The organism is Streptomyces sp. NPDC051322 (genome assembly GCF_040689485.1).
Taxonomy (GTDB): Bacteria; Actinomycetota; Actinomycetes; order Streptomycetales; family Streptomycetaceae; genus Streptomyces.
Window position 1 is genome coordinate 268,570 of the sequence record NZ_JBFBAK010000011.1, and the last position, 24,847, is coordinate 293,416.

General features: G+C 70.9%; 23 protein-coding genes. 13 read left to right on the top strand and 10 right to left on the bottom strand.

Going from position 1 to position 24,847, the window contains the following annotated elements:
* Positions 1-9 precede the first annotated feature (9 nt).
* Positions 10-1,353 carry a hemolysin family protein gene (locus tag AB0436_RS25640; protein ID WP_366470271.1) on the top strand — a complete coding sequence of 448 codons (1,344 nt, stop codon included), beginning with the start codon at positions 10-12 and terminating at the stop codon, positions 1,351-1,353.
* A complete protein-coding gene (locus AB0436_RS25645) occupies positions 1,350-2,438 on the top strand; it encodes a hemolysin family protein (protein WP_366470272.1) in 1,089 nt (362 codons plus the stop codon). The genes AB0436_RS25640 and AB0436_RS25645 overlap by 4 nt, the downstream gene beginning before the upstream one ends.
* Before the next feature lie 13 nt (positions 2,439-2,451).
* Here the strand turns inward: AB0436_RS25645 and AB0436_RS25650 are convergent, their stop codons facing one another.
* Positions 2,452-4,335, bottom strand: a complete 1,884-nt coding sequence (locus tag AB0436_RS25650; protein ID WP_366470319.1) for an AAA family ATPase — start codon at positions 4,333-4,335, stop codon at positions 2,452-2,454.
* A 428-nt stretch (positions 4,336-4,763) separates the two neighbouring features.
* A complete protein-coding gene (locus AB0436_RS25655; protein ID WP_366470273.1) occupies positions 4,764-5,345 on the bottom strand; it encodes a hypothetical protein in 582 nt (193 codons plus the stop codon).
* Between the two features lie 172 nt (positions 5,346-5,517).
* Between AB0436_RS25655 and AB0436_RS25660 the strand changes: the two genes are divergently transcribed.
* The 3 genes from AB0436_RS25660 to AB0436_RS25670 all read left to right on the top strand — a co-directional run bounded on the left by AB0436_RS25660 (position 5,518) and on the right by AB0436_RS25670 (position 8,690).
* A complete protein-coding gene (locus AB0436_RS25660; protein WP_366470274.1) occupies positions 5,518-6,900 on the top strand; it encodes a peptidase C39 family protein in 1,383 nt (460 codons plus the stop codon).
* 53 nt (positions 6,901-6,953) lie between these two features.
* A complete protein-coding gene (locus AB0436_RS25665; protein WP_366470275.1) occupies positions 6,954-7,328 on the top strand; it encodes a hypothetical protein in 375 nt (124 codons plus the stop codon).
* 189 nt (positions 7,329-7,517) lie between these two features.
* Positions 7,518-8,690, top strand: a complete 1,173-nt coding sequence (locus tag AB0436_RS25670) for an acyl-CoA dehydrogenase family protein (RefSeq protein ID WP_366470276.1) — start codon at positions 7,518-7,520, stop codon at positions 8,688-8,690.
* Here the strand turns inward: AB0436_RS25670 and AB0436_RS25675 are convergent.
* Positions 8,653-8,892 carry a hypothetical protein gene (locus tag AB0436_RS25675; protein ID WP_366470277.1) on the bottom strand — a complete coding sequence of 80 codons (240 nt, stop codon included), beginning with the start codon at positions 8,890-8,892 and terminating at the stop codon, positions 8,653-8,655. The genes AB0436_RS25670 and AB0436_RS25675 overlap by 38 nt on opposite strands.
* A gap of 143 nt (positions 8,893-9,035) precedes the next feature.
* On the bottom strand, positions 9,036-9,428 hold the full coding sequence (locus tag AB0436_RS25680) for a hypothetical protein (RefSeq protein WP_366470278.1): 393 nt from the start codon (positions 9,426-9,428) through the stop codon (positions 9,036-9,038).
* A 202-nt stretch (positions 9,429-9,630) separates the two neighbouring features.
* Between AB0436_RS25680 and AB0436_RS25685 the strand changes: the two genes are divergently transcribed.
* The 4 genes from AB0436_RS25685 (at position 9,631) to fxsA (ending at position 13,858) form a co-directional block, all read left to right on the top strand.
* Positions 9,631-10,071 carry an Lrp/AsnC family transcriptional regulator gene (locus AB0436_RS25685; protein ID WP_164266613.1) on the top strand — a complete coding sequence of 147 codons (441 nt, stop codon included), beginning with the start codon at positions 9,631-9,633 and terminating at the stop codon, positions 10,069-10,071.
* Positions 10,072-10,202: 131 nt separating this feature from the next.
* A complete protein-coding gene (locus AB0436_RS25690; protein WP_366470279.1) occupies positions 10,203-11,867 on the top strand; it encodes an amidohydrolase in 1,665 nt (554 codons plus the stop codon).
* A 589-nt stretch (positions 11,868-12,456) separates the two neighbouring features.
* Entirely contained in the window at positions 12,457-13,224 is a 768-nt protein-coding gene (locus AB0436_RS25695; RefSeq protein WP_366470280.1) for a polyprenol monophosphomannose synthase, read from the top strand.
* A gap of 46 nt (positions 13,225-13,270) precedes the next feature.
* Positions 13,271-13,858: an FxsA family membrane protein gene (gene fxsA / locus AB0436_RS25700; RefSeq protein ID WP_366470281.1), complete on the top strand. Its 588-nt coding sequence runs from the start codon at positions 13,271-13,273 to the stop codon at positions 13,856-13,858.
* 112 nt (positions 13,859-13,970) lie between these two features.
* Here the strand turns inward: fxsA and AB0436_RS25705 are convergent, their stop codons facing one another.
* The 4 genes from AB0436_RS25705 to AB0436_RS25720 all read right to left on the bottom strand — a co-directional run bounded on the left by AB0436_RS25705 (position 13,971) and on the right by AB0436_RS25720 (position 17,394).
* Positions 13,971-14,345 (bottom strand): RNA polymerase-binding protein RbpA, encoded by a 375-nt coding sequence (locus AB0436_RS25705; RefSeq protein WP_161311542.1) that lies wholly within the window; start codon positions 14,343-14,345, stop codon positions 13,971-13,973.
* Positions 14,346-14,615: 270 nt separating this feature from the next.
* A complete protein-coding gene (locus AB0436_RS25710; RefSeq protein WP_366470320.1) occupies positions 14,616-15,962 on the bottom strand; it encodes an MFS transporter in 1,347 nt (448 codons plus the stop codon).
* Positions 15,963-15,979: 17 nt separating this feature from the next.
* Positions 15,980-16,753 (bottom strand): glycerophosphodiester phosphodiesterase family protein, encoded by a 774-nt coding sequence (locus AB0436_RS25715; RefSeq protein WP_366470282.1) that lies wholly within the window; start codon positions 16,751-16,753, stop codon positions 15,980-15,982.
* Positions 16,750-17,394: a hypothetical protein gene (locus AB0436_RS25720; RefSeq protein ID WP_366470283.1), complete on the bottom strand. Its 645-nt coding sequence runs from the start codon at positions 17,392-17,394 to the stop codon at positions 16,750-16,752. Before AB0436_RS25720 ends, AB0436_RS25715 begins: the two co-directional genes overlap by 4 nt.
* Before the next feature lie 110 nt (positions 17,395-17,504).
* Between AB0436_RS25720 and AB0436_RS25725 the strand changes: the two genes are divergently transcribed.
* Positions 17,505-19,004 carry a PLP-dependent aminotransferase family protein gene (locus AB0436_RS25725; protein ID WP_366470284.1) on the top strand — a complete coding sequence of 500 codons (1,500 nt, stop codon included), beginning with the start codon at positions 17,505-17,507 and terminating at the stop codon, positions 19,002-19,004.
* 15 nt (positions 19,005-19,019) lie between these two features.
* Here the strand turns inward: AB0436_RS25725 and AB0436_RS25730 are convergent, their stop codons facing one another.
* Together AB0436_RS25730 and AB0436_RS25735 are read right to left on the bottom strand one after the other, a co-directional pair.
* Positions 19,020-20,660: a hypothetical protein gene (locus tag AB0436_RS25730; RefSeq protein WP_366470285.1), complete on the bottom strand. Its 1,641-nt coding sequence runs from the start codon at positions 20,658-20,660 to the stop codon at positions 19,020-19,022.
* A gap of 39 nt (positions 20,661-20,699) precedes the next feature.
* Entirely contained in the window at positions 20,700-20,894 is a 195-nt protein-coding gene (locus AB0436_RS25735; protein WP_365854838.1) for a hypothetical protein, read from the bottom strand.
* Positions 20,895-21,186: 292 nt separating this feature from the next.
* On the opposite strand from AB0436_RS25735, the gene AB0436_RS25740 reads away from it, so the two are divergent.
* From AB0436_RS25740 to AB0436_RS25750, 3 genes are all read left to right on the top strand, one after another.
* On the top strand, positions 21,187-21,579 hold the full coding sequence (locus AB0436_RS25740) for an ankyrin repeat domain-containing protein (RefSeq protein ID WP_366470286.1): 393 nt from the start codon (positions 21,187-21,189) through the stop codon (positions 21,577-21,579).
* Positions 21,580-21,780: 201 nt separating this feature from the next.
* Positions 21,781-23,199: a HEAT repeat domain-containing protein gene (locus AB0436_RS25745; RefSeq protein ID WP_366470287.1), complete on the top strand. Its 1,419-nt coding sequence runs from the start codon at positions 21,781-21,783 to the stop codon at positions 23,197-23,199.
* A gap of 91 nt (positions 23,200-23,290) precedes the next feature.
* Positions 23,291-24,817 (top strand): hypothetical protein, encoded by a 1,527-nt coding sequence (locus AB0436_RS25750; RefSeq protein WP_366470288.1) that lies wholly within the window; start codon positions 23,291-23,293, stop codon positions 24,815-24,817.
* Positions 24,818-24,847 lie beyond the last annotated feature (30 nt).

A 24,847-nucleotide genomic window follows, 5' to 3' on the forward strand; every position in this document is an offset into this window, starting at 1 on the left:
GGCGGCGGCATGATCATTCCGCTACTGCTCCTCGGAGCAGCTTTTCTTCTGATCCTCGCCAACGGATTCTTCGTCGCGGCCGAATTCGGCCTCGTCACCGTGGAACGGGGGGACGCCGAGGGCGCCTCCGCCGCCGGCGACCGGCGGGCCCGCAAGGTCGTCACAGCCCTCCGCGAGCTCTCCTTCCAACTCTCCGGCACCCAGCTCGGTATCACCATCACCTCGCTGGTGGTGGGCATGCTCGCCGAACCCGCGCTGGCACGACTGCTCACCGGACCGCTCACTGCGACCGGGCTGCCCGAAGGGGCCGTCTCCGGGATCAGCGTCGTCGTCGGCATGATGCTGGCGTCCGCCGTGCAGATGGTGATCGGTGAGCTGGTACCGAAGAACTGGGCGGTCTCCAAACCGCTTCAGGTGGCCAAGGTCGTCGCCGGGCCCCAGCAGCTCTTCTCGGCCGCCTTCCGGCCGGTGATCTCCCTGCTCAACACCGTCGCCAACCGGCTGGTGCGGGCGCTCGGGGTGGAACCGGCGGACGAGCTGGCCTCGGCCCGCACCCCCGGCGAGCTGGTCTCGCTGGCCCGCCACTCGGCGCAGGCGGGCGCGCTGGAGCAGGACACCGCCGATCTGTTCGTACGGACCCTGTCGCTGGCCGGGCTCACCGCCCAGCACGTGATGACGCCCCGGGTGAAGGTCAGCGCCCTGCAGTCGTCGGCAACAGCCGCGGACGTGCTCAACCTCACCCGGGCCACCGGACTTTCCCGGTTCCCGGTCTACCGGGAGCGTATCGACGAGGTCGTCGGCATGGTCCATCTCAAGGACGCCCTCGCCGTGCCCCCGCACGACCGGCAGCGGACCTCGGTGAGCCGGGTCGCGGTGACGCCGCTGCTGGTGCCGGAGACGCTGCCCGTGCAGCAACTGCTCGAGCGGCTGCGAACCGAACAGCCGATCGCCGTGGTGGTCGACGAGTACGGCGGAACCGCCGGCGTCGTCACCCTCGAGGACATCATCGAGGAACTGGTCGGCGAGGTCAGGGACGAGCACGACGGCGCCGACGCCGACCGTCCCGAACTCTCCGCCGTACCGCCCGAGGACGGGCGGCCCGCCTGGGAGGCCGACGGCAGCTGCCGGGTACTCACCCTGCGGCGGATAGGCCTCGAAGTACCCGAAGGGCCCTACGAGACCGTGGCGGGGCTGGTAGCCGACCTGCTGGGTCGCATCCCGGCCCCCGGGGACCGCGCGGAACTGCCCGGCTGGCGGCTCTCGGTGCGCCGGGTCGACCGCTACCGGGCCGAACGCGTGCGGCTGGTCCGCACCACCGACGTACCCGCCGGTCTCACGGAGGGCGTGCGATGAGCCTGCTCCAGCTTCTTTTCGCGCTGCTGCTCGTTTTCGCCAACGGTTTCTTCGTCGGCGCGGAGTTCGCCCTGGTCTCGGTGCGCCGCAGCCAGATCGAGCCGCTCGCCGCGGAAGGTTCGGCCCGCGCCCGCAGGGTGCTGCACGGCCTGGAGAACCTGCCGCAGATGATGGCGGCGGCACAGTTCGGCATCACGGTCTGCTCCCTGACCCTGGGTGCGGTCGCCGAGCCGACCGTCGCCCGCCTCCTCGAGCCGGTCTTCACGGCGGCGCGGCTGCCGCAGGGGGTGGTCCATCCGCTCGGCTATGTCATCGCGCTCGCGTGCGTCGTCTCCCTGCATCTGATCATCGGCGAGCTGGTCCCGAAGAACCTCGCCATGGCGGCGCCGGAGAAGACCGCCCTCTGGCTCAGCCCCGGCCTGGTCGGTTTCGCGGGACTGTGCCGACCGGTGACGGCTGCCCTCGGCGCGTGTGCCCGGCTGGTGCTGAAGCTCTTCGGCGTCGAGCCCAGGGACGAGGTCGAGGCGGTCTTCACCAGCGAGCAGCTCAACCGGCTCGTCGAGGACTCCGGTCAGGCAGGACTGCTGGACTCCGAGGCCCAGGAACGACTGGAGGACGCCCTCGAACTGGGCAGCCGGCCGATCGCCGATGTGCTGATCTCCCGCGCCGAGCTGATCACGGTCACCCCCTCGGTCACCCCCCAGCAGATCGAGGAGCTGACCGTGCGCACCGGATACTCCCGCTTCCCGGTCTGCGCGGACGGCGGCGCCTTCATGGGCTACCTGCACGTCAAGGATGTGCTCGACCTGGAGGAGCGCGACCGCGCGGTGCCGCAGCAGGTGTGGCGCCCGATGACCACGCTGCGCGCGGAGCTTCCGCTGGACGAGGCTCTGACGGTGATGCGCAGGGCGGCCACCCATGTGGCGCAGGCCGCGGACGGCTCGGGCAAGGTGCTGGGGCTCGTGGCGCTGGAGGACGTGCTGGAGATGCTCGTCGGGGAGGTACGGGATCCGGCCCACCGGGACGTCGCGGGACAGGTCTCCGCCCCGCGCCTGGAACAGGCCGAACAAGCCCTGGCAGGCTGATCCCCGTGCCCCCTCACATCCCCGGTGGCTCCTGGGGCCCTCGCCCCACCGGTCCCCGCCCGGACAGCACTTCCCCGTACGCCTGCATGAGATCCGGCAACCGCAACGTGGCCAGATCGTTCCGGTCGGGAACCCCCGCGTACCCCGACAACCGCAGATCCCGGTACGCACAGCTCTTCTCGTACAGCGTGCGGAGGAACCGTCCATTGCCCAGTTCATCGATCCAGCCCTGGTCCACCACATGCCCGGCGATGGAACGCAGCTCGTCCAGCGACTCCTCGTCCCAGACATCCCCGTTCTCGGTGGCGAGCACCGTGCCGATGGCGGTGAGTTCCAGCGGACGGTAGCTGGGGAAGTCGACCCGGGTGGTGAAGCGGGAGGACAGCCCCGGGTTGGTGGCGAGGAGACGGTCCATACCCTCGGGGTAGCCGGCCAGGATGACGACCAGGTGGTCACGGTTGTCCTCGGCGCGTTTCAACAGCACCTGCAGGGCCTCGTCGCCGTAGGCGTCGCCCTTGCTGTAACCGGAGTTGGAAAGGCTGTACGCCTCGTCGACGAACAGCACCCCGCCCAGCGCCGAGTCGATCAGCTCGTTCGCCTTGACGGCGGTCTGGCCGAGGAACTCGCCCACCAGGTCCGCCCGCTGCGCCTCCACCAGATGATCCCCGCCGAGCAGTCCCAGGGCGTAGAAGACCCGGCCCAGGATCCGGGCGACGGTCGTCTTCCCGGTGCCTGAAGGGCCCGAGAAGACGAAGTGGCGCTTCGGGGGCTGCACGGGCAGGCCCTCCCCGGTCCGCAGACGCGCCATGTTGAGCTGCGCCGACAGCGCCTTGACCTGACGCTTCACCGGCTCCAGACCCACCATGCGCTCCAGCTCGGCCAGCGCCTCGGCGAGCAGTTCGGGGTCGGTCGGACCGGTGGGGAGCTCAGCGGTGAACGGCTCCGCGAGGAAGATGTCCCGGTCGCGCGCCCGGTCGGTCGGCGTCGGACCGACGAGCGGATCGCTGCCGGGACGCAGCTCCCTGCCTTCGACCGGATCGCCCTCCACGAGCGTGCCCTCGGCCTGCCCGTCCACTGTGTCCTGGCCGCAGCCGGCCAGGGAGACCGCCGCATAGTCCGCTGTCTCGTCGTACCCGTCTCCCTCGGAAATCGCCGCCAGTCGTGCCGAGGTGTCCATGAACGCCGGATCGACCCGGTGAACGGCCCGGTACAGCGGCAGGGCGGCCGCGCTGCGTCCGGTGCCCTCGTGCGCACGGGCCAGCCAGTAGCGCAGCTCCTTGCGCTGCGGTTGCTCGCTGCGGCAGCGCATCAGCGCGGCGGACAGCAGCGGCTCGGCCTGGCCGTACATCTCCAGACGGACCCGCGCCATGCCACCGAACAAACCTGCCTCGATACCCAGCAGCGGGTCGTTGACCAGGGTCGCGGTGTGGCGCACCAGCCGCTCCCAGTCCTTGGCGAGGTAGGCACGGCAGGCGTGCAGGAACCGCACCTGGGGGTCGGTGTCGACCGGGGGCAGGCCGGCGAGGGCCCGGTCGAGCTCGGGCACATGGCGGCCGTCGAGCCAGTGGGAAGCGTGTGCCAGCAGCAGATCGCGCGGGCTCTCCAGGACCGGTTGTACCCACCAGCCCAGCCAGTACCAGGAGTTGAGCGCACGTCTGAGCCGGGAGCGCTGTTCGCCGAACCGCTCCCGGTGGCGGAACATCCGTAACAGCGCGGTGGTGGTGTCCACCCGCAGAGCGTGCAGCCCGAGCCAGCCGTCAGCCATGCCGGGATCGAGCCGCACCGCCGTCCTGAACTCCTCCTCGGCCTGCGGGTACGCGCCCATCGTGTAGGCGTCCACACCGCGCAGCCAGGCGAGATCGGCCGGGGCCCCAGTGCCCTGCATGCCGAAATCCATCACGTCCCCCACAGACCGTGTCCCCGTACCGTGCCGCCGGGCTCAGCGCCCTGCGGCCTGTGAACCGCCGTGCAGCGGACGGGAATTGCCGGTGCCGCCCGAAGGGCATCGTACCTGCGCAGCGGCCCGGTACCGAAGAGCGCCGGGGGAGTGGATCAGCGTGTGCGCCACTCCGCGGATGGTGACCGAGGGTGAGCGAACAGGGGTGCGGAGCGTCCGGTCGAGGACACGGGGGCAGAACGAAGCCCCCGGTCACGGGGGAACAACCGGGGGCTTCGCGTCTGCGTCAGCTTCGAAAAGCCGCACATTGAGAACGTAAGACCTGTACGGGCCCTGGGTCAAGCGGAGTTGAGGCACTCGAGGGGAGGTTTTCCGCCGGGTCCCGCTCCTGCGGAGAGCTGGTCACGATCCGTCACGCCTTGGCTCGCTCATGCTGTCACTGAGGGGTTCCGGAGCACCTCATATCCCAGGGGGAACTCGTGCACCAGGAAGTGTGCGAATGGCCGGGAAGGGTCTTCGGCGAAGTGCCGGGTTTCCGCCGCGGTCCACCCGTCCCAGAAGCCCTTGAGCCCGGGGCCGTCCCGGTGGCGGCCGCGCTGCCACGACCCCTCGGCATCCCGGTCCATCCAGAGCAGCCGTGCGAGATGCGGGCGCAGCGCCCGGCGTCCGGCGCCCACTCCCTCGAGAATGACGACGTCAGCGGGGTGCAGGATCCGTTCCGGCCCGAAGCGGCGCAGGGTCCAGTCGTACGGCGCGTACCGAGCGGCATCCCCCCGGGCGAACGGGCGCAGCACCTGGGACCGCAGCCGCTCCGTCCAGTCGAACAGCTCCTGGTGGGTGGCCAGGTCGTCCAGATGCAGTACAGGCGCCTCGTTCAGCGCATCGGCCAGCTTGGCCGAGAAAGTGCTCTTCCCCGAGCCGGCGTGGCCGTCGACCGCGATCAGTCGAACGGGCCCGCAGGAAGCGGGCAGTTCACGGACCGCAGCCGCCAGGCGATCAAGGTCTGTCATGGGGTCAGCCTAGGAGGAGATGGCCGCGTCGCAGGTCACGCCAGTGGTCGATACCAATATTGGTGGCAAGACGCGAGGGGAATCACTGGCAGAAGTGCGCCGGTAGCCGCAATAGTTGCTCCACTGCCGTGCAACTGCTGCCCCATCCGTACTCGACTGGGGGTCCACCACAGTGACCAGTTCAACTCCGCGCAGAACCGTGCTCGCCGCCGCACTCGCGGCCGCCGCGGCCTCCGCCGTGCCCGCGTCCGCTGCCGCGCCGGACACCTCGGCCGCCCCGGACGCCGTGGCCGCCTCGGCCGCGACCACCGAGAAGACCGCACCTCCGCTCGTGGACAACAGTTCCTGGACCGCGTACACCGACTGGCGCTTCGGCGCCGCGTCAGGCACCCGGGCCATCGCCGGCCGGCGCCCCGGGCTGGTGATCGACACCCCCGCCGGCCGCACGGACTACACCGATCCGCACACCGGGAAGACCGCCACCTGGGAGTACGCCACCTGGACCTCTCCGGTCCATCACTCCCGCGTCCCCGCCACCGAGGTCATCGCCTCGTGGAACGCGCACACCCCGGCGGGTACCTGGCTCCAGATCGAACTGTGCGGTACCTACACCGACGGCACCCGGACCCCCTGGTACGTGATGGGCCGCTGGGCGTCCGGCGACGCGGACATCAGGCGTACCTCGGTCGACGACCAGAGTGACGGCAAGAGCTCCATCTGGACCGACACCTTCTCCATCGACGATGCGGCGAGCGGGCTGCGCCTGACCTCCTACCGCCTCCGGCTGACCCTCTACCGCAGGCCGGGCACCCGGCTTACCCCCACCGTCTGGCGGCTCGGTGCGATGGCCTCCGACATCCCGGACCGTTTCACCGTGCCCGCTTCTTCGCCGCATCTCGCGCGGGAGCTGCCCGTGCCGCGGTTCTCGCAGGACGTCCACGACGGGCAGTACCCGGAGTACGACGGCGGCGGCGAGGCGTGGTGCAGCCCCACCTCCTCCTCGATGATCATCAAGTACTGGGGCCGCGGACCGACCGCGGCGGACCTCGCCTGGGTGAACCCCGCCTATCCGGACCCCGAGGTCTGCCAGGCGGCGCGCTACACCTACGACTACCAGTACGAAGGGTGCGGCAACTGGCCGTTCAACGCCGCCTATGCGGCGAGCTATGAGGACATGAGCTCCGTTGTCACCCGGCTGTCCTCGCTCGGTGACCTGGAGACCCTGATCCGTGCGGGCATCCCGGCCATAACGTCCCAGTCGTTCCTCAAGGAGGAACTGACCGGCGCCGGATACGGCACCTCGGGGCACCTGATGACGGTGATCGGCTTCACGGCCGAGGGCGACGTGATCGCCAACGACCCCGCCTCGCCGAACGACGACGCGGTGCGGCGTGTCTACCGGCGGTCCGAATGGGAGACCATCTGGCTCCGCACCAAGCGCCGCAACGCGTCCGGCGCGGTGGTCTCCGGAACGGGCGGCGTCTGTTACGTGTACTGGCCGGCCCACCCGACCCCCGCCCAGCGGTGTGCTCTGGCGGCCGTCGGAATCCGCTGACCGGCGAACGGCCCCGCTCGCGGCGAGCGACACCCAGCTGCCCGGGGCCGATCGTGTGCCGCACCATCGAGGGCTGTCTGCGCTACGCACAGCACCACCAGGCAGCCTTCCGCACCATCGTCACGGGTGGCGTGGGCTTCGACACCCAGGTGCAGGCGCTGCGCGACGCGGTACGCGAGGAACTGATCGCCACCATCGCGGAGGGCGCCTACGGTCACCGCGAGATCCCCCTGCTGGCCCGGCTCGCCCTGCTGGGCTGGCTGAGCGGCGTGGAGGGGGTCACCCTCGACTGGCTGAACCACCCGGAACCGGCCCGCGAGACCGTCCGGACGATGCTGGCCAGGATGCTCCGCCACACCCTGGACACCATCGGCGAACTCGTCCCGGAATGCCCGTCGCCGCCGCCCTCGGTCCGCGCCGCACCGTGAGCGCCGGCCCCGGCGACCGTGCCCCCCGTGACGGGAGTCCGCCGATCGGGCATACTCAAGCCGCCACAGCCTCTGGTCAGGCCCTTCCGCGATCCGGGCGGGCAGCATCGGCTGAGGCGAGACCCGGCAGCGCTGCCACACCCTGGCTGCGCGCATGCCGTAGCGCCCGACAGGGAGGAGAGCGTCGCCATGCCCGACCACGCCCCGCAGGTGGTGGACCGTCAGCTGCCCACCGAGGAGTCCCGGGACCTGATCGCGCTTGTGCGTGACATCGTCCAGCGGGAGATCACGCCCGGCGCGTCCGCCGAGGAACACAACGGACACTTTCCGCGTGAGATCTTCGCGCTGCTCTCCGAATCAGGGCTACTGGGCCTTCCGTACGCCTCCGAGTTCGGCGGCGGCGACCAACCGTACGAGGTCTATCTCCAGGTCCTCGAAGAGTTGGCGTCCGCCCGGCTCACGGTGGGTCTGGGTGTCAGCGTGCATTCCCTGGCCTGTCATGCCCTTGCCCGTTTCGGGACCAAGGAGCAGCAGGCCACGCACCTCCCGGCCATGCTCGGCGGCGGACTGCTCGGCGCCTACTGCCTCTCCGAACCCGCCTCGGGTTCCGACGCCGCGTCGCTGCGTACCAAGGCCGTACGGGACGGCGGGGACTGGGTGATCACCGGCACCAAGGCCTGGATCACCCATGGCGGTGTCGCCGACTTCTACACCGTCCTGGCCCGCACCGGTGGCGAGGGCGCCCGGGGTATCTCGGCCTTCCTGGTGCCGGGGGACGCCGCGGGGCTGACGGCCGCGTCGCCCGAGAAGAAGATGGGCATGAACGGCTCGCCCACCGCTCAGCTGCACTTCGACGAGGTCCGGGTGCCCGATGCACGGCGGATCGGCGAGGAGGGCCAGGGCTTCGCCATCGCGCTGTCCGCGCTCGACTCCGGCCGGCTCGGTATCGCCGCCTGCGCCGTCGGAGTCGCCCAGGCGGCGCTGGACGAGGCGGTCCTCTACGCCACCGGCAGACAGCAGTTCGGCCGCCCCATCGCGGACTTCCAGGGGCTGCGCTTCCTGCTCGCCGACATGGCGACGCAGATCGAGGCGGGCCGCGCCCTCTACCTGGCCGCCGCGCGACTGCGGGACGCCGGGCGTCCGTTCTCCCGGCAGGCCGCCATGGCCAAGCTCTTCTGCACGGACGCGGCGATGCGCGTGACCACCGATGCCGTCCAGGTGCTCGGCGGGTACGGGTACACCGTGGACTTCCCGGTGGAGCGGTTCATGCGGGAGGCGAAGGTGCTGCAGATCGTCGAGGGCACCAATCAGATTCAGCGGATGGTCATTGCCCGCCACCTCGCGGGTCCGGAATCGCACTGAACTGCCCGACCCGGACGGTGGACGCGGTCAGCCGCGTCCACTCCGGGTCGCGGCGGCCCGGCAGGGTCTTGCCGGCCCGGCCCCACTGATGGATCAGCGCCTGGTAGATCGGTGCTTCCGCAAAGCGCGGAAGCGATTCCTCAGGGGCGCAGGCGATCAGCCGACGGCGTCCGGTCCCGGTCCCGTAGTGCAGAACAGTCATGACCGGTCAACGCCGGGCGGCGCCGCCGGGTCACCGTTCCGCCGTCTCGGGCGTCTGTTCGCGGGATACGCCCGGACGCCGGCGCGCGGGCATCGGCGCGCCGATGGCCTCACCTGCGCCGTACGCTCCGACCAGCCGGCGGCTCAGGCGGCGCGCCGCACGGCCTTGACCGGACGCGAGCCGGGGCCTCCGACGTGGGAGAAGGGCTGCTTCCGCCAGTCGAGCCCCTGAGGAAGCGTCAACAGCAACGCGGTGTCCTGCTGCTGCGCCTCGACGCTCTCGTCGGCAGGCTCGGCGTCCGAGGCGTCGCGGCCGGTCCCGGCGCACACGGTGAGACCGAACGGATCCCACGGGCTGGTGCAGAGCGCGTGCTCGGGCAGCAGGTCCTCGTCGGCGAGCAGCGCGATCGGCTGAGTGCAGTCCGGGCAGATCACCCGGTACATCTCCCATGTGTCGTAGTCGCCGGGACCCCCCTCGCCCGCCAGGTCGGCGAGCTCGGCGGCCGCGACGGAATCAACGCTTTTGAGTTTCTGCATGGAGAATCTCCCCCTCGGATGGGCCGACCAGCGACTGTGGTCTCGACCACAGCAAGCACTTCCCGTCCCGCCGCCGCGGTAATCGCGCGTTCCCCACGGACACGGCTCCAGGCCTGTGGTCTTCATCACATGGGCCGGGAAGACCCCCTCCGGAGCCCTCTTCGACTGGGCCTGGAGTGACCTGGGCAATAGGTTGATCCGTATGGAGGAGCTGGATCGCCGCATCGTGGAGTTGCTCGTCAAGGACGGGCGGATGAGCTACACCGACCTGGGCAAGGCCACCGGCCTGTCCACCTCGGCGGTGCATCAGCGGGTACGCCGGCTCGAGCAGCGCGGAGTCATCCGTGGCTATGCCGCGGTGGTCGACCCGGAAGCGGTGGGCCTGCCGCTCACCGCGTTCATCTCGGTGAAGCCCTTCGACCCCAGCGCCCCCGACGACATCGCGGAACGCCTCGCCGGGGTACCGGAGATCGAGGCCTGCCACAGCGTCGCGGGCGACGAGAACTACATCCTCAAGGTGCGAGTGCCGACGCCGCTGGCGCTGGAGAACCTGCTGACCAGGATCCGCTCGCTGGCCGGGGTCTCCACGCGTACGACCGTCGTGCTGTCGACCCCGTACGAGGCGCGGCCGCCAGAGATCTGAGAGATCATGGGAGCGCCCCGGGCAGTCGCAGCGGTCCCTCCGGCCCGCGCCGGGGAGCACCGGCGGACGCCGGCCGCACGCTGTCCGCCCCGGTGTGCGGACTTCCCACCGGTAGGCGGGAGACTGTCCCCATGACCGAGAGCACCGCCGCACAGGCCGACACCCACACCGTGCTGCTGCGCGGTGGAGACATCCACAGCCCCGCCGACCCGTTCGCCACCGCGATGGTCGTGGAACGCGGGCACGTCGCATGGGTGGGTTCGGAGGGCGCCGCCGACGCCTTCGCCAAGGGTGTCGACGAGGTCATCGACCTCGAAGGGGCACTGGTGACCCCGGCGTTCACGGACGCACACGTGCACACCACATCGACCGGTCTTTCACTCACCGGTCTCGATCTGTCGCCGGCCCGGACGCCCGCCGGCGCGCTCGCCCTCCTACGGGTCCACGCGGCCTCCCGCCCGGCCGACCGGGTGCTGCTCGGCCACGGCTGGGATGCGGCGGCCTGGCCGGGGGAACGGCCGCTGTCCCGCACCGAACTCGACGAGGCGACGGGTGGCCGACCGGTGTATCTGCCGCGGGTCGATGTCCACTCGGCCGTCGCCTCCACCGCGCTGCTCGACATGGTCCCGCGGATCACCGCACTCGCCGGATACCACTCGGACGCCCCGCTCACCGGCGCCGCACACCACGCCGTGCGCGCCGCCGCCCACGCGGCGATCACCCCGCACCAGCGCGCCGAGGCGCAGCGGGCGGCCCGCCATCGGGCGGCGTCCCTGGGGATCGGCGCGATGCACGAGTGCGGCGGGCCCGACATCTCCGACGAGGAGGACTTCACCGGCCTGCTCCGGCTCGCCGCGGAGGAGCCGGGCCCGCGCCTCTTCGGCTACTGGGCCGATCGCGTCGCCGACGCCAAGGACGCGCGCCGGATCACGGAACTGGGCGCGATCGGGGCGGCGGGCGACCTGTTCGTCGACGGTTCACTCGGCTCGCACACCGCCTGCCTGCACGAGCCGTACGCGGACGATCCACACACCGGCAGCGCCCATCTGGACGCCGCAGGCATCGCCGCGCACGTCACCGCCTGCACCGAAGCAGGGCTCCAGGCCGGCTTCCACGCCATCGGCGACGCGGCGATCACGGCGGTCGTCGAGGGCGCACGGGCCGCTGCCGAGAAGCTGGGCCTGCCCCGGGTGCGCGCCGCACGGCACCGCGTGGAGCACGCCGAGATGCTCACCCCGGAGACCATCGCAGCCTTCGCCGAACTGGGGCTCACCGCCTCCGTCCAGCCGGCCTTCGACGCGGCCTGGGGCGGCGAGGACGGCATGTACGCGCAGCGCCTCGGCGCCGAGCGGGCCCGCACGCTGAACCCGTACGCGGCCCTGCTGCGGGCCGGCGTACCGCTGGCCTTCGGCTCGGACAGTCCGGTGACCGCACTCGGCCCCTGGGCGACCGTGCGCGCGGCCGCGTTCCACCGCACGCCCGAGCACCGGGTCTCGGTGCGCGCCGCCTTCGCCGCCCATACCCGCGGTGGCTGGCGGGCGATCGGCCGGGACGACGCCGGTGCGCTGGTGCCCGGTGCGCCCGCCGACTACGCCGTTTGGCGCACCGCCGATCTGGTGGTCCAGGCCCCCGACGACCGGGTCGCCCGCTGGTCGACCGACCCCCGCTCCGGCACGCCCGGGCTGCCGGACCTCACGCCGGGGGCCGAACTCCCGGTCTGTCTGCGGACGGTGGTGTTCGGCCAGACCGTCTTCACGAGGCCGGACCAGCGGCCGGAGGAGCGGCCGAACGAGTGACATCCGGACAATCGGTACCCCCGATCGATACGCCGGGAGGTCTGCCATGTGGAGCGCCACCTCCCCACTGACCTGCTGGTTCATGGAAACAGCGCAGCTCACACGGGTGTTGACAGGGAGCGGCCGGAGGCGGGTAGGTTCGGCCGAGTCCACCACAGGACGTCCGACCGGAAGACCTCCACGCAGTCGTCGAACGCCGCTGGGTCATGGGGCGGCGCGCCATGGTGCGCCACCACTGGGAGCCAGGTTCAGCGCCCGCGCCTCGGGGGCGAGGGAGGTTTCAGCCGGAAGGGCGTCCCCCCTGCTCCGCAGGAGCTCGCGGGGGAAGGTGCGACCCGGGTGGGGCCCGGACGTTCAGTAGACAACGGCCCTCGGTCGACCCGCAGCCAGCGGGCCCCAGGTCGGCCCGAAGGACACCGGGCCCCGATCCGCAGTTCTCGCACCCTCAGGGCAGCCTTCCGCACGCCCTCTGCCGCCTCCTCCGCACTTTTCTCTCAGCAACATGCGCCAATACCAGGGCTCGGCGGCGGTGCAGGAGGCCCACGCTCGATAGGGTGATGGTTCGGCAGTGACAATGTGAGGGGCAGCAGTGAACGACGGCGGTGAGCGGCAGTTCGGACCGCTCGGCAAGGCCTTGGTCATCATTCCGACCTACAACGAGGCCGAGAACATCAAGCCGATCGTCGCCCGGCTGCGTGCCGCGGTGCCCGAAGCGGACATTCTCGTCGCCGATGACAACAGTCCGGACGGCACCGGGAAGATCGCTGACACGATCGCCGCCGACGACTCCGCGGTGCAGGTGCTGCACCGTGAGGGCAAGGAAGGCCTGGGCGCCGCGTACCTGGCGGGTTTCCGGTGGGGCATCGAGCACGGGTACGACGTACTCGTCGAGATGGACGCCGACGGTTCGCATCAGCCCGAGGAACTGCCGCGTTTGCTCACCGCGCTGAAGGGTGCCGACCTGGTTCTCGGCTCACGCTGGATGCCGGGCGGACGCGTCGTCAACTGGCCGAAGTACCGGGAGATGCTGTCGCGCGGCGGCAGTACCTACTCGCGGCTGCTCCTCAACGTACCGATCCGTGATGTCACAGGCGGCTTCCGGGCCTTCCGCAAGGAGACCCTGGAAGAGCTCGATCTCGACCGGGTCTCCTCACAGGGTTACTGCTTCCAGGTGGACCTCGCGCGTCGTGCCGTGGAGGCCGGCTGCCATGTCGTCGAAGTGCCGATCACCTTCGTGGACCGGGAGATCGGTGACTCGAAGATGAGCCGGGACATCGTCGTCGAGGCACTGTGGCGGGTGACCGCCTGGGGCGTCGGATCACGGGCCGACCGGCTGCTGGGCCGCAAGCCTTCCTGACGGCCCGCTGACACCGTCTTTGCGCGTCGCCAGGCACACTGGGAACATGACAATCGGCACCCCGCCCCCGACCGCTCCCAGGCGTTCCCGCGCACGCACCCTTGTCCCGCTCGGCATCGCCGTCTGGCTGGTGCTCGAGATCTGGCTGCTGGTCCTGGTGGCGGAGGTCGCCGGTGGACTGACGGTGCTCTTCCTGCTGGTCGGCGCCGCCGTGCTGGGCGGCGCCGTCATCAAGCGGGCCGGGCGGCGCGCCTTCCGCAATCTGACCGCGACGCTGCAGCAGCAGCCGGGTGCGGAGCCCGCCACGGAGCCGCCGGGGGACCGCGAGAGCAGCGGCAACGGTTTTCTGATGCTCGGCGGGTTGCTGATCATGCTGCCCGGGCTCATCTCCGACGCGCTGGGGCTGCTCTGTCTGGTGCCACCCGTTCGGTCGCTGCTGAGCCGGTATACGGAGCGTTCGCTGGAACGCCGGATGAACCGGGCGGCGCCGGGCAGCCTGGGCGACGCCTTCCAGCAGGCCCGGATGCGGCGCCCGGACGGCAAGGTGGTCCAGGGCGAGGTCATCAAGGACGAGCGGACGGAGCAGCGCGACTCCCACGGGGACGAGGGCCCGCGCCCGCCCCTCACGCCGTGACACAGCCGGCCGCCAGGACTGTGGTGCCACGCAGCAAAGCCGCGGGCTGCGGCGCACCTGAAGTGCGCCGCAGCCCGCGGCTGCTGTTCGTGCGTACGCGAACGCCTGGACGTTACGCGGACTTGCGGCTGTCCCGCGGATGCACGGCAATGTTCATGGCGCCGGAGCGAAGGACGGCCAGCCTCTCGGCCAGCACCTCCTCGAGCTCCTCGCGTGTGCGCCGCTCCATGAGCATGTCCCAGTGCGTGCGCGCGGGCTTGCCCTTCTTCTCCTCAGGGCCGTCCCCGTCTACCAGGAGTGCTTGGGCGCCGCAGGCCTTGCACTCCCACTCTGGCGGGATGTCCGCCTCCACGGAGAACGGCATCTCAAAACGATGTCCGTTCTCGCATGCGTACTCCACGGCCTGGCGCGGAGCCAGGTCGATGCCGCGGTCGGTCTCGTAGCTGGTCACCACGAGGCGCGTGCCGCGAAGAGCTCGCTCACTCATGAATCGTGCCTCCCGGGCTTGTCGCCCACAGGACAGGTGTCGCTGTCGTCGTCATCCGGTCAACGTCCGGTCGGCGGTAAAGATTCCCGCACCTTGGTGGAGGCGCTGCGCGCCGCTGCCTTCCGTCGTGCCGCCCCTTGTTGTACCCACCAGTGCCCTGTTTGTCACATCTGACTAGGGATGTCACCCAGCGTTTTCGTTTGGTGATCACGCAGTAACGGTCCGCCTGGTAAGCCAAAGGCGTACACTACCGGCCTTTCACTTCAGAGCCTAAATTCGGTCGGGGACCGTGTTTCCGGCGGCTGCCACGGCCCGTCGCACAGGCACCCGCGCCAGCAGGGCGAATCCCAGCACGAAGAAGATCACCAGCGAGATGATCGCCTGCCGGTAACTGCCGCTCAGCTGGTAGGTGAGCCCGAAGGCCAGCGGCCCCAGCCAACTCAGTCCGCGGTCGCTCATCTCGTAGGCGGAGAAGTACTCCGCCTCCTTGCCCCGCGGCACCAGATGCGAGAACAGCGAACGCGACAACGCCTGGCTGCCCCCGAGCACCACGCCGATCGCCGCGGCCAGCAGATAGAACCAGACCGGCGTCCTGGCCGGCAGGAAATATCCCATGCAGAGGATCAGCGCCCACACGGCGAGCGACCCGAGGACGGTCGGTTTCGCGCCGTACAGCCGGGCTAGCCTTCCCATGCCCAGGGCGCCCGCCACCGCCAGCACCTGCACCAGGAGAATGGCCGTGATCAGGGTGGTCTGGCCGAGGCCCAGCTCCTCGGAGCCGTACACCGAAGCCTGCGAGATCACCGTCTGAATACCGTCGTTGTAGACCAGATAGGCCAGCAGGAAGCCGAGCGTCAGCGGGTATCGGCGCATGTCCCGCAGGGTCGCCAGAAGCTGCCGCCATCCCGCGCCGACCGTGCCGCGCTCTCCGCCGGCCACCTGCCGGTCCCGCAGCCGGCGCAGCGGTACGAGAGTGAACGCACCCCACCACACGCCGGCCGATGCGAGACAGATCCGCACGGCGGTGGATTGCGAGATGCCGAAGCTGTCGTGTGCCGTGTACAGCACCAGATCGAGCACCAGGACGACAGCGCCGGAGGTGTACCCGAACGCCCAGCCGCGCGAGGAGATCGTGTCCCGCTCGTCCGGCTCCGCGATCTGCGGGAGGTAGGCGTTGTAGAGGACCATCGAGACCGCCAGAGCGGAGTTGGCCACGATGAGCAGCAGCGCGCCCAGCAGATAGCGGTGGCCGTCCAGGAAGAACATCCCGGTGGTGGCCGCCGCGCCGAGGTACGCGGAGACGGCGAGCAGCGGCTTCTTGCGGCCGGTCCGGTCGGCGACCGCGCCGACCAGCGGCATGGCCACCACGGCGACGACGACCGAGACGGAAACCGTGTAGGCGAAGACCGACCCGGCCCGCAGCGGGATGCCGAGCGGATGGACGAACCCTTCGGTGTCCGCCGCGGCCCTGGCCACCGAGGTCAGGTAGGGGCCGAGAAACACGGTGAGCACACTCGTCGAGTAGACCGAGCACGCGAAGTCGTAGAAGTACCAGCCGTGCTGCTCGCGTCTGCGGTCGGCCGCCTCGGCCGTCCGTTCCGCCGCTCCCGCGCTCAACCCGCGCCCCTTGATCGTCAGTTCCACGTCCCCCGCTCGGTGAGGACCGTGCGCAGTGACTCGAGATGATCGGTCATGATGCCATCCACGCCCAGGTCGAGCAGGGCCGCCATCCGTACGGGGTCGTTGACCGTCCAGACGTGTACCTGCAGGCCGCGGGCATGCGCAGCCCGGACGAAGCGCCGGTCCACGACTCTGACCCTGCCGTGGAACTCGGGGACCTGGGCGCAGACGGCGCTCACGCGCAGCACCGCGGGTATCCCGTACGAGCGCAGCCGCAGCGCCAGTACGCCGCTCATGCCGTAGGAGGTGGCGAGACGCGGTCCGCCGAGAGCCTGCGCCCGGGCCACTCGGCGCTCGGAGAACGAACCGACGCACACCCGGTCCCAGGCGTCGCTCCGGCGGATCAGATCGATCAGCGGGACGAGGGCGGACTCCGCCTTGACGTCGATGTTCCAGCGGGCTCGCGGAAACTCGTCGAGCAGTTCGTCGAAGAGCGGGAGCGGCCGGCGGCCTGCTGTGCGGGCACGGCGCACCTCGCTCCACGGAAGTTTCGCGATCGGGCCCCGGAGATCCGTCATCCGGTCCAGCGTCGCGTCGTGGAAGGCGACGAGGCGGCCGTCCGACGTGGTGTGCACATCGGTCTCGAAGTACCGGTATCCGGCGCCGGCCGCGCGCGCGAAGGCGGCGCGAGTGTTCTCCATGCCGTCCGCAGCACCGCCGCGGTGGGCGAACGGTATCGGTCCTGCGTGGTCCAGAAAGGGATGGCGTATACGGGTGGCTCGGGTCACTCGGGAAGTATCGCGCCCTCGGGTGCCGACACCGCGGCCGAGGGCCGGGCGCTCTTCGCCGGGCTGCCGAACACCCGCAGAGAGACCTGTGCGAGCGGCCCGATGGCCAGGGCGTAGACGACCGTGCCGACGCCGACGGTGCCGCCGAGGGCGAAGCCGGCGGCGACCACCGCGACCTCGATGGCGGTACGCACCCACCGGACGGGCCGGCCCGTGATCTGGTGCAGCCCGGTCATCAGCCCGTCCCGCGGCCCCGGGCCGAGCCGGGCGGAGATGTAGAGGCCGGTCGCCGCGCCGTTCAGCAGCACCCCCGCGACCATCAGCGGTATGCGGGCGGCGAGCGCGTGGACATCGGGCACCAGGTCGAGCGTGGCGTCCATGGCGATACCGATCACGAAGACATTGGAGACGGTGCCGAGCCCCGGCCGCTGGCGCAGCGGTATCCACAGCAGCAGTACGGCGGCCCCCACGATGATGGACACGGTGCCGATCGTCAGCCCGGTCAGCGCGGCCAGGCCCTGGTGCAGGACTCCCCAGGGTTCCAGCCCCAGTCCGGCGCGCACCAGCAGGGCGGAGCTGACTCCGTACAGCACCAGGCCGACGTAGAGCTGAAGCAGTCGGTGGATGAGTTCTTTGGGCAATGCGGCCTCCGCGTGAGGAGTGGACTGGCGCCAGTGGACTGATGCATGACACTCTGTGGCCTGTGATCGCATGACAACCAGGGCCAATCGAGGATGGGTGGACTTGTTTCATGGCGCAGTGGACTTCAGCGGTCGGGGCGGCTCAGCTCGCCCGTCAGCTCAGCAGCCAGCAGTCCCGGCCCGCGGGACCGGGCACCCGTAAGCCCCCCGCTTACCGGGCGCTGGCCGACGGTGTCCGGTTGCTGGTCCTCGAAGGCCGGGTGCCGGTCGCCGCGCGGCTGCCCGCCGAGCGCGAACTGGCGGTGGCGCTGTCGGTGAGCCGCACCACGGTGGCTGCTGCGTACGAGGCACTGCGCGCCGAGGGCTTCCTCGAGTCACGCCGAGGGGCCGGCAGCTGGACCGCGGTGCCCGCGGGCAATCCGCTGCCCGCCCGTGGTTTGGAGCCGCTGCCGCCCGAGGCCCTGGGATCGGTGATCGACCTCGGCACCGCCGCGCTGCCCGCGCCGGAACCGTGGCTGACCCGGGCGGTACAGGGGGCGCTGGAGGAGCTGGCGCCCTACGCCCACACGCACGGCGACTATCCGGCCGGCCTGCCCGCACTGCGGCAGATGCTCGCGGACCGCTACAGCGAGCGCGGCATCCCGACGATGCCGGAGCAGATCATGGTCACCACGGGGGCGATGGGGGCCATGGACGCCATCTGCCACCTCTTCGCCGGCCGCGGTGAGCGGATCGCCGTCGAGTCGCCCTCGTACGCCAACATCCTGCAGCTGATGCGGGAGGCGGGTGCCCGGCTGGTGCCGGTGGCGATGGCCGAAGGGCTCGGCAGCTGGGACCTGGGCCGGTGGCGGCACGTGCTGCGGGACGCCGCTCCGCGCCTCGCCTACGTCGTCGCGGACTTCCACAATCCCACCGGGGCGCTGGCCGACGAGGACCAGCGACGGGGGCTGGTCGACGCCGCACGCTCGGCCGGGACGGTGCTGGTCGTCGATGAAACCATGTCCGAACTGCTCCTCGACCCGGGCACGGACATGCCGCGGCCGGTGTGCGCCTTCGACCCGGCGGGCAGCACGGTGCTGACCGTCGGGTCGGCGAGCAAGGCCTTCTGGGCCGGCATGCGGATCGGCTGGGTGCGGGCCGCGCCGGATGTGATCCGCAGCCTCGTGGCCGCGCGAGCCTATGCCGACCTCGGCACCCCGGTGCTCGAACAACTCGCGGTCAACTGGCTGATGAGCACCGGGGGATGGGAGGAGGCCGTCCGCATCCGGTGCGCCCAGGCCCGCGAGAACCGTGACGCGCTGGTCACCGCGGTCCGCCGCGAACTGCCGAGCTGGGAGTTCGAGGTCCCGCACGGCGGGCTGACACTCTGGGTCCGGACCGGGGGCCTCTCGGGGTCCCGGCTGGCCGAGGTGGGCGAACGCGTCGGGGTCCGGGTGCCGTCGGGGCCGCGCTTCGGGGTCGACGGCGCGTTCGAGGGATATGTACGCCTCCCGTTCACTGTCGGTGGTCCGGTCGCGGACGAGGCGGCCCAGCGCCTGGCCGCCGCGGCCAGGCTGGTGGAGAGCGGTGCGAGCAGCGGCGCGGAAGCCCCGCGGACCTTTGTCGCTTGAGGGGGCCCCGGTCACTCAGCTCTCGGCGGCCACCGGATCGTGCACGGTCCCGGTACGGGTGGGCGGTGCTTCGATCACCCCCGATGCGACGTCAGCGGGAGCCGGCGCCTTCTGGAGGGTGGCCGGGAGCGGAGCCTGCGCCGCCCCTTCGCCCGGGCTCCCCGGGAGAAGATCCAGCACGGCCCGCCGGTGTGCCTCGCTGGCTTCTTCGTCGTACGGGTCAGGGGTGGCCGGCACCTGGATCCTGAGCACGGGACCTGACCCGAGCCGTGCGTACCCCCTGCCCGGCGGGGTGCCGGGGGTGGGCGTGGTACGCGGCGGGGCGCCGAGCAGGACCTCGATCTGCTGATGAGTGGCCGGTCCGAGGACGACACGGGCCCGGGTGTGGCGGGCCACGGTCTCGCTGACAGCGTCCACCGAGTCGAACTGTTCGGCCACCACGACCGTGACGTTCGCCGCTCTGCCGTGCCGCAGCGGTACCTGCAGCAGGTCCTGCGGATCGGTGCGGCCGTCCGCTGCGGCCAGATGCCCGAACACACTGGGCCGGTCGAACAGGATCCACAGCGGGCGCCGGATGTCGTCGGGCGTGGGATGCCCGGACTGCCTGGCCCGGTCCGCGGCGGTCAGCCGCCGTTCGGTTTCGTGCGCGGCCCATTCCAGCGTGGCGAGCGCGCCGGACAGTCCGCACTCGACGGCCAGCACCCCCGGCCGTCCGGAGAGACACGCGTACTCGCCGATCCCGCCACCCTCGACGATCACCACATCGCCGTGCTGCAGGGTCTGGAGTGCGATCGAGCGCAACAGCGTGGTGATTCCGCTGCCCGGTTCACCGACGACGAGCAGGTGCGGCTCCGTGGAGTGTGCTCCGGTACGCCAGACGACCGGGGGCGCGTCGTGGGTTTCCTCACCCTCCTGGACCGGGACGGTGCGCTGCACCGCGTCGGCATCGGTGAAGCCGAGGACGGTCTCGCCGGGAGCGGTGACGAAGGACTGGGCCGCGATCGAGGTGGACAGGGCGGGCAGCACGCTCATCGTGAGCCGGTTGCCCTCCTCGTCCCAGTCGAAGAGATACTCGCGGCCGCGGCCGGACTTGGCATGCAGCAGTTGTTCGACGCGGGCACGGGACGCGGGCTCGCCGTCAGCGAAGTACGCGGGGTACCTCACCCGCAGCTCGGTGAGCCGCCCGTTCTCGTCGAACGCGAAGTCGCTGAAGACCTGGTCCCACTCGCCGCCGTGGGCGAAGAGCGGAGCCGGGTCCTCGGGTAGCGAGAAACACGGCACCAGAGCCTCGTAAAGAGCCTGCAGCCGGGCCGTCGCGGCTTCGTCCGGCCCGGTCCGCGCCTCCGCGCGCTCGTGTCCCTTCCAGGCGGCCGCGGCCATCACCGTGATCAGGGCGAGCAGCGGCCCGTACGGGATGAGCGCGACCACCAGGACGCAGGCCGCGACGAAGAACAGCGCGGGACCGCGCCGGTCCTTGGGCAGCGCGGCCCACCGCTGCCCGGTGGCCGAGGCCAGCCTTCGCAGGCCCCGGCCGACCGTGATCAGCGGATGAAGGACATCGGTGGCACTGTCGGCGGCCGTCCGAGCGATCTCGCGGCTGCGGATGATCTGTGCGCTGCTGCTGCTCAGAATGCGAGGAAGCGGTCGCCGGGCCACATCTGTCTCCTGGGGTGGGGGAGCGGGTGGTGCTGAGGGTCAGAACTTGATCCCGCCCAGCAGGCTGGCGAGGCTGGCACTGCCTGCCGTGATGCTCGGGGCGATGGCGGTGCCCGCGAGGAAGAAGCCGAAGAGCGCACAGACGATGCCGTGCGATGCCTTGAGTCCTCCCTTCCTGAAGAAGAGGAAGACGATGATTGCGAGCAGTACAACGCCTGACATGGACAGGATCATGAGGGTCTCCTGATCGAGGGGGACAGTCACCATGAGTCCTTCCAGCATCACCGAAAGTATCTGCCGGGTAAAAGCGGCAATCGGGTTATTTGTCGTCTTTTTCACTGGACCGGCCTACAAAAGACCCCTTGAGGCCGCTTCTGCCGGGCCGGTGAAAGGGTGTCCGCGCCTCGGGTGATCCTTGCCGCAGCCGGGCCGGGGCATGTCCGACGGCGGGCAGTACGCTGTCGAATCACCCGTACGGCTGCTCTGCCGTACCCCGAGGTCAACGCAGTGGAAGGCGGTACGCGCGATGAGCGGAGCCCCCGATCCCGAAGTGGTCGAGCTGGCCACGAAGGTCTTCGATCTCGCCCGGCGGGGAGAGGCCGGGCAACTCGCCGCGTATGTGGACGCCGGAGTGCCGGCGAATCTCACCAACGACCGGGGCGACACCCTGGTGATGCTCGCCTCTTATCACGGCCACGCGGAGGCGGTGCAGGCACTGATCGCACGGGGCGCCGATGCCGACCGCACCAACGACCGCGGACAGACGCCGCTGGCCGGAGCCGTCTTCAAGGGAGAGGAAGCGGTGATCCGCGCGCTGCTGGCCGGCGGCGCGGACCCGGCGGCCGGTACCCCGTCCGCGATGGATACCGCCCGGATGTTCGGGAAAGCGGAACTGGTGGAGCTGTTCAGCGCCGGCTGAACCGGTCCGTCGTAAATGTGGTCGCGGTGGCGAAATGGGTGGGTCATCATGACGTCGCGGGTCCGATTCGGGCCACCGACGAGAGGCAGAGGAAGATGGACTGCATCAAGCAGAGGACAACGGGCGGCCGGACATGTTGTTGCGCGGCCAGGTAATCCCCGTTTCCCGGTTGCGTCGACAGCTTGATGTGAGGCTTCTTCCATGATCGATCCAGTCATAGCGCCGAGCGGCACGTTGCTCGGGCTCCTCCAGAGGGGCCGGGGTGACGGCACGCTGCACGCGCTCGCCGCACCGCGCTCCGAGGCGCTGGCGGCGTTGAACCACTGCGTACTGAGCGATCCTCGCCACGACTGGCAGCTCGAAAACCGTTCGCTGTACTACGCGCGCCTCTGTCTCGATCTCGACGGTGACCTCGACGAGATCGAGCAGCACCTCTTCGCTGCCGAGGACCACATCGTCACCGAGGACACCAGGACCGGCCTGGCACTCGCCGTGCTGGGGCACCTCGCCGCGTACGGCAGGCGCGACGCGCTCGCTCTGCTCCGGCGATACGCGGCGACCGGCGCCAACTGGGCGTGGGCGCTCGACGAACTCGCCCTGCGGGACGACGACGCCGGGCTCCGCTCGCTCGCGGTGCCCGTGCTCGGCCGGTTCCCCGCCACCGCGCAGGGTGAGGCGGAGCTGGCCGCGTCCGTACGCGATGCCTACGAGCCGCGGCCCTGGCGACTGTGGGCCGAGGACCCGCGGGAATCCGTCGGAGCCCGGGTGAGGGCCGCCGCCGAAAGCGGCTCCTTCGACCGCTGGCAACGACAGATGCGCCCGACGGGCCCGCGACCGGGCTGGAGCGTCCAGGCCGTCTTCGACTGGGCGCAGCAGGGGCTGGAACGCGGCAGTGAGCTGCATGTGCCGGCTGCCCGCTGCCTCACCGCCGTGGCGGGCCCGCAGGACCGTGCGGCGATCATCGAGGCCGCCCACAACGGCACCGACGGCGCCCGCGGGGCCGCACTGCACTATCTCGCCGAGGCGCGGGACCCCGCGGTACTCGACCTGATCGAAGCGGCGGCGGCCGGACCGGCGCGCACCGTCTCCGAAGCCGCCATCGCCGCGTTCGAGCGGATGTGTGGCGAGGAAGCGGTGGACCGCGCGCGGAGCTGGGTGCAGCGGCCCGATGCGCTGGGCGCGTCCGCCGCCGGAGTGCTCGCCTGCCGGGGTGGGGCGCAGGACACCCACCTGGTGCTCGGTGCGCTGCGTGAGACCGTACGGTCCGAAGGGCCCGACGCCCGGCCGCTGTGGACGCTCGTCGACGGGGCCGGCCGGCTCGGTATCGCCTGCGCGGCGCCCGTACTGCGCCATGTGTACCGCGAGACCGCCTCGTCCCATCTGCGTGGCAGCGCGGCCCGCGCGCTCGCGGCCACCGACCCCTCCTTCGGTGCCGGATTCGCCGTCGAGTGCCTCTGGGACTGCGAGGAGACCACCAGGGAGGTGGCCGCACTGCACGCCGAGACCGGTGACGTCCGGGTGGTCGACCGACTGCGCAGGCTGGCCGCGGACCCCGCCGAGGAGGCCGAGGTGCAGACGGCTGTCCGCAGCAGGATCGGCACCGAGGGGACCGCCCACTGAGCGGTGCCGGCGAACCCCGCGCCGCGGTGGCACAGCCGTACCGTCCGCGCCGTTTCGACCGGTGTCAGTGCGAGGACCTAATCTGTCCAGCGTGACTTCGCCTGCCTCGTCGGAATGCGTTCCGCCCCAGCTCAGCGCGGGGCCGCGGCCCGCACCGGGCCCGGCCGCCGACGAAGGGCTGGCGCGCCGCCTGCGCGCGCTCGCCTGCACCGCCCCGCTGCACGACCTCGATGTGCGCAAGGCGAATCTGGCGGGTGAGTACACGGTCTACGCCATGGCGGAGGTCGCGCTCGCCGCGATCGACCTGATCACGCTCAACATGGACTTCGACACCGGAGCCGACCACGACCAGATAGTGGCGAGACTGCTGCCCCGGGTCGCCGCGCAGGCTCCCGGACGCCCGGCGCCGGAGCACGAACGGGTGGCCCGCTGGGTGCTGGAGAACCTGATCAACGTCGGCAGCGTCGACCGGGGATTCCGCGCTGTGTACGGCACGTTCGGTGCAGACGGTGCCTATGTCCGCAGGGACTACGACTTCAAGCTCGTCGAGGAGGTGCCCGGTTACGGCGGGGGCGTCTACCTCCGCACCACCGACGAGGCGGTGAACGTACTGGTCGGCGCACTCGACACGGACGTCACCAGCGCACAGATCGCCGCCGAGGTGAAGCTCGAGGTGCTCATCAGCCGCGGCCGCCTCGCCGACGCGCAGCACGCCGCCGAGCAGGCCAGGTACCGGACCGTGCAGTACGCGGAGACGTTGCGCCGGACCCTGGAGGCCACCCGGCGCAACGTCCGGGCCGTCGACTGGCTGGAAGCCGTACCCGACATGATCGACGAGGCGCTCGACCACGTCGCCGACCGCTACCGCCACGAGAACGCGATCCTCACCAACATCCGCCGGGCCAGGGACGAGACGGAGGAGCCGGAGCACAAGCGGCGAGCCGCCGAACTCGTCGATATCGTCAAGGACTGCATCCGCCGTCACACCCAGCTCCAGTCCCGCCTTCTGGAGGCAGGGCCGCTCTTCCGCGCCGAGCAGGACCGGCAGGCCTTCGCCACCCCGACAGCAGGAGCCGGCCTCGATCTGTACGGTCAACTCGTCGCCCCCGTGCTGCCGCTGCCGCTGGAGCAGGCCATCCGGGTCACCGACGCGTTCTTCGCGCGCGGTACCGGCCCGCGTACCCCCGCCGCGGTACGGGTCTCGGACCTGGTCGACGTGCTGCTGAGCCCGCCCGCCGAGCGTGCGCATCTCGGCGCCGAGATGCCCGAACCCGATCTCATCGCCACGCCGGACGACAGCCGCTTCAGCGAGGCGCAGCTGACCGGCGCGATGCAGCTGCTCGACCTGGAGCACGACGCCCCGCGCAGACTCTCCGGACTGCTCGCCGATGCCCGGCGCCGCGACCCCGAACTGCCGTACCTGGTTGCCCTGCTGGCCTTTCATGCGGCCAGCCCGCCCGTCGGCACCGCCTACCGGCAGGGCGAACAGCGCCTGCTGTTCGCCGTCGACGACGGCACCGAACTCGACGACCCGGAGTTCGGTGGCGCCGACCTGATCGTCGGGACGGCGCTGCTCGACACGGCCGGCATGGCCGCGGGCCGTACGGAGAAGACATGAGCTCCCGGCCACGCACCGCACCGTACGCAC

Coding starts and splice junctions, on each gene's coding strand:
- AB0436_RS25705 (WP_161311542.1), bottom strand. CDS start 14,345: ATGAGTGAGCGAGCTCTTCGCGGCACGCGCCTCGTGGTGACCAGCTAC.
- AB0436_RS25735 (WP_365854838.1), bottom strand. CDS start 20,894: ATGATCCTGTCCATGTCAGGCGTTGTACTGCTCGCAATCATCGTCTTC.
- AB0436_RS25640 (WP_366470271.1), top strand. CDS start 10: ATGATCATTCCGCTACTGCTCCTCGGAGCAGCTTTTCTTCTGATCCTC.
- fxsA (WP_366470281.1), top strand. CDS start 13,271: ATGACAATCGGCACCCCGCCCCCGACCGCTCCCAGGCGTTCCCGCGCA.
- AB0436_RS25650 (WP_366470319.1), bottom strand. CDS start 4,335: ATGGATTTCGGCATGCAGGGCACTGGGGCCCCGGCCGATCTCGCCTGG.
- AB0436_RS25690 (WP_366470279.1), top strand. CDS start 10,203: ATGACCGAGAGCACCGCCGCACAGGCCGACACCCACACCGTGCTGCTG.
- AB0436_RS25745 (WP_366470287.1), top strand. CDS start 21,781: ATGATCGATCCAGTCATAGCGCCGAGCGGCACGTTGCTCGGGCTCCTC.
- AB0436_RS25655 (WP_366470273.1), bottom strand. CDS start 5,345: ATGACAGACCTTGATCGCCTGGCGGCTGCGGTCCGTGAACTGCCCGCT.
- AB0436_RS25740 (WP_366470286.1), top strand. CDS start 21,187: ATGAGCGGAGCCCCCGATCCCGAAGTGGTCGAGCTGGCCACGAAGGTC.
- AB0436_RS25645 (WP_366470272.1), top strand. CDS start 1,350: ATGAGCCTGCTCCAGCTTCTTTTCGCGCTGCTGCTCGTTTTCGCCAAC.
- AB0436_RS25685 (WP_164266613.1), top strand. CDS start 9,631: ATGGAGGAGCTGGATCGCCGCATCGTGGAGTTGCTCGTCAAGGACGGG.
- AB0436_RS25670 (WP_366470276.1), top strand. CDS start 7,518: ATGCCCGACCACGCCCCGCAGGTGGTGGACCGTCAGCTGCCCACCGAG.
- AB0436_RS25675 (WP_366470277.1), bottom strand. CDS start 8,892: ATGACTGTTCTGCACTACGGGACCGGGACCGGACGCCGTCGGCTGATC.
- AB0436_RS25725 (WP_366470284.1), top strand. CDS start 17,505: ATGGCGCAGTGGACTTCAGCGGTCGGGGCGGCTCAGCTCGCCCGTCAG.
- AB0436_RS25680 (WP_366470278.1), bottom strand. CDS start 9,428: ATGCAGAAACTCAAAAGCGTTGATTCCGTCGCGGCCGCCGAGCTCGCC.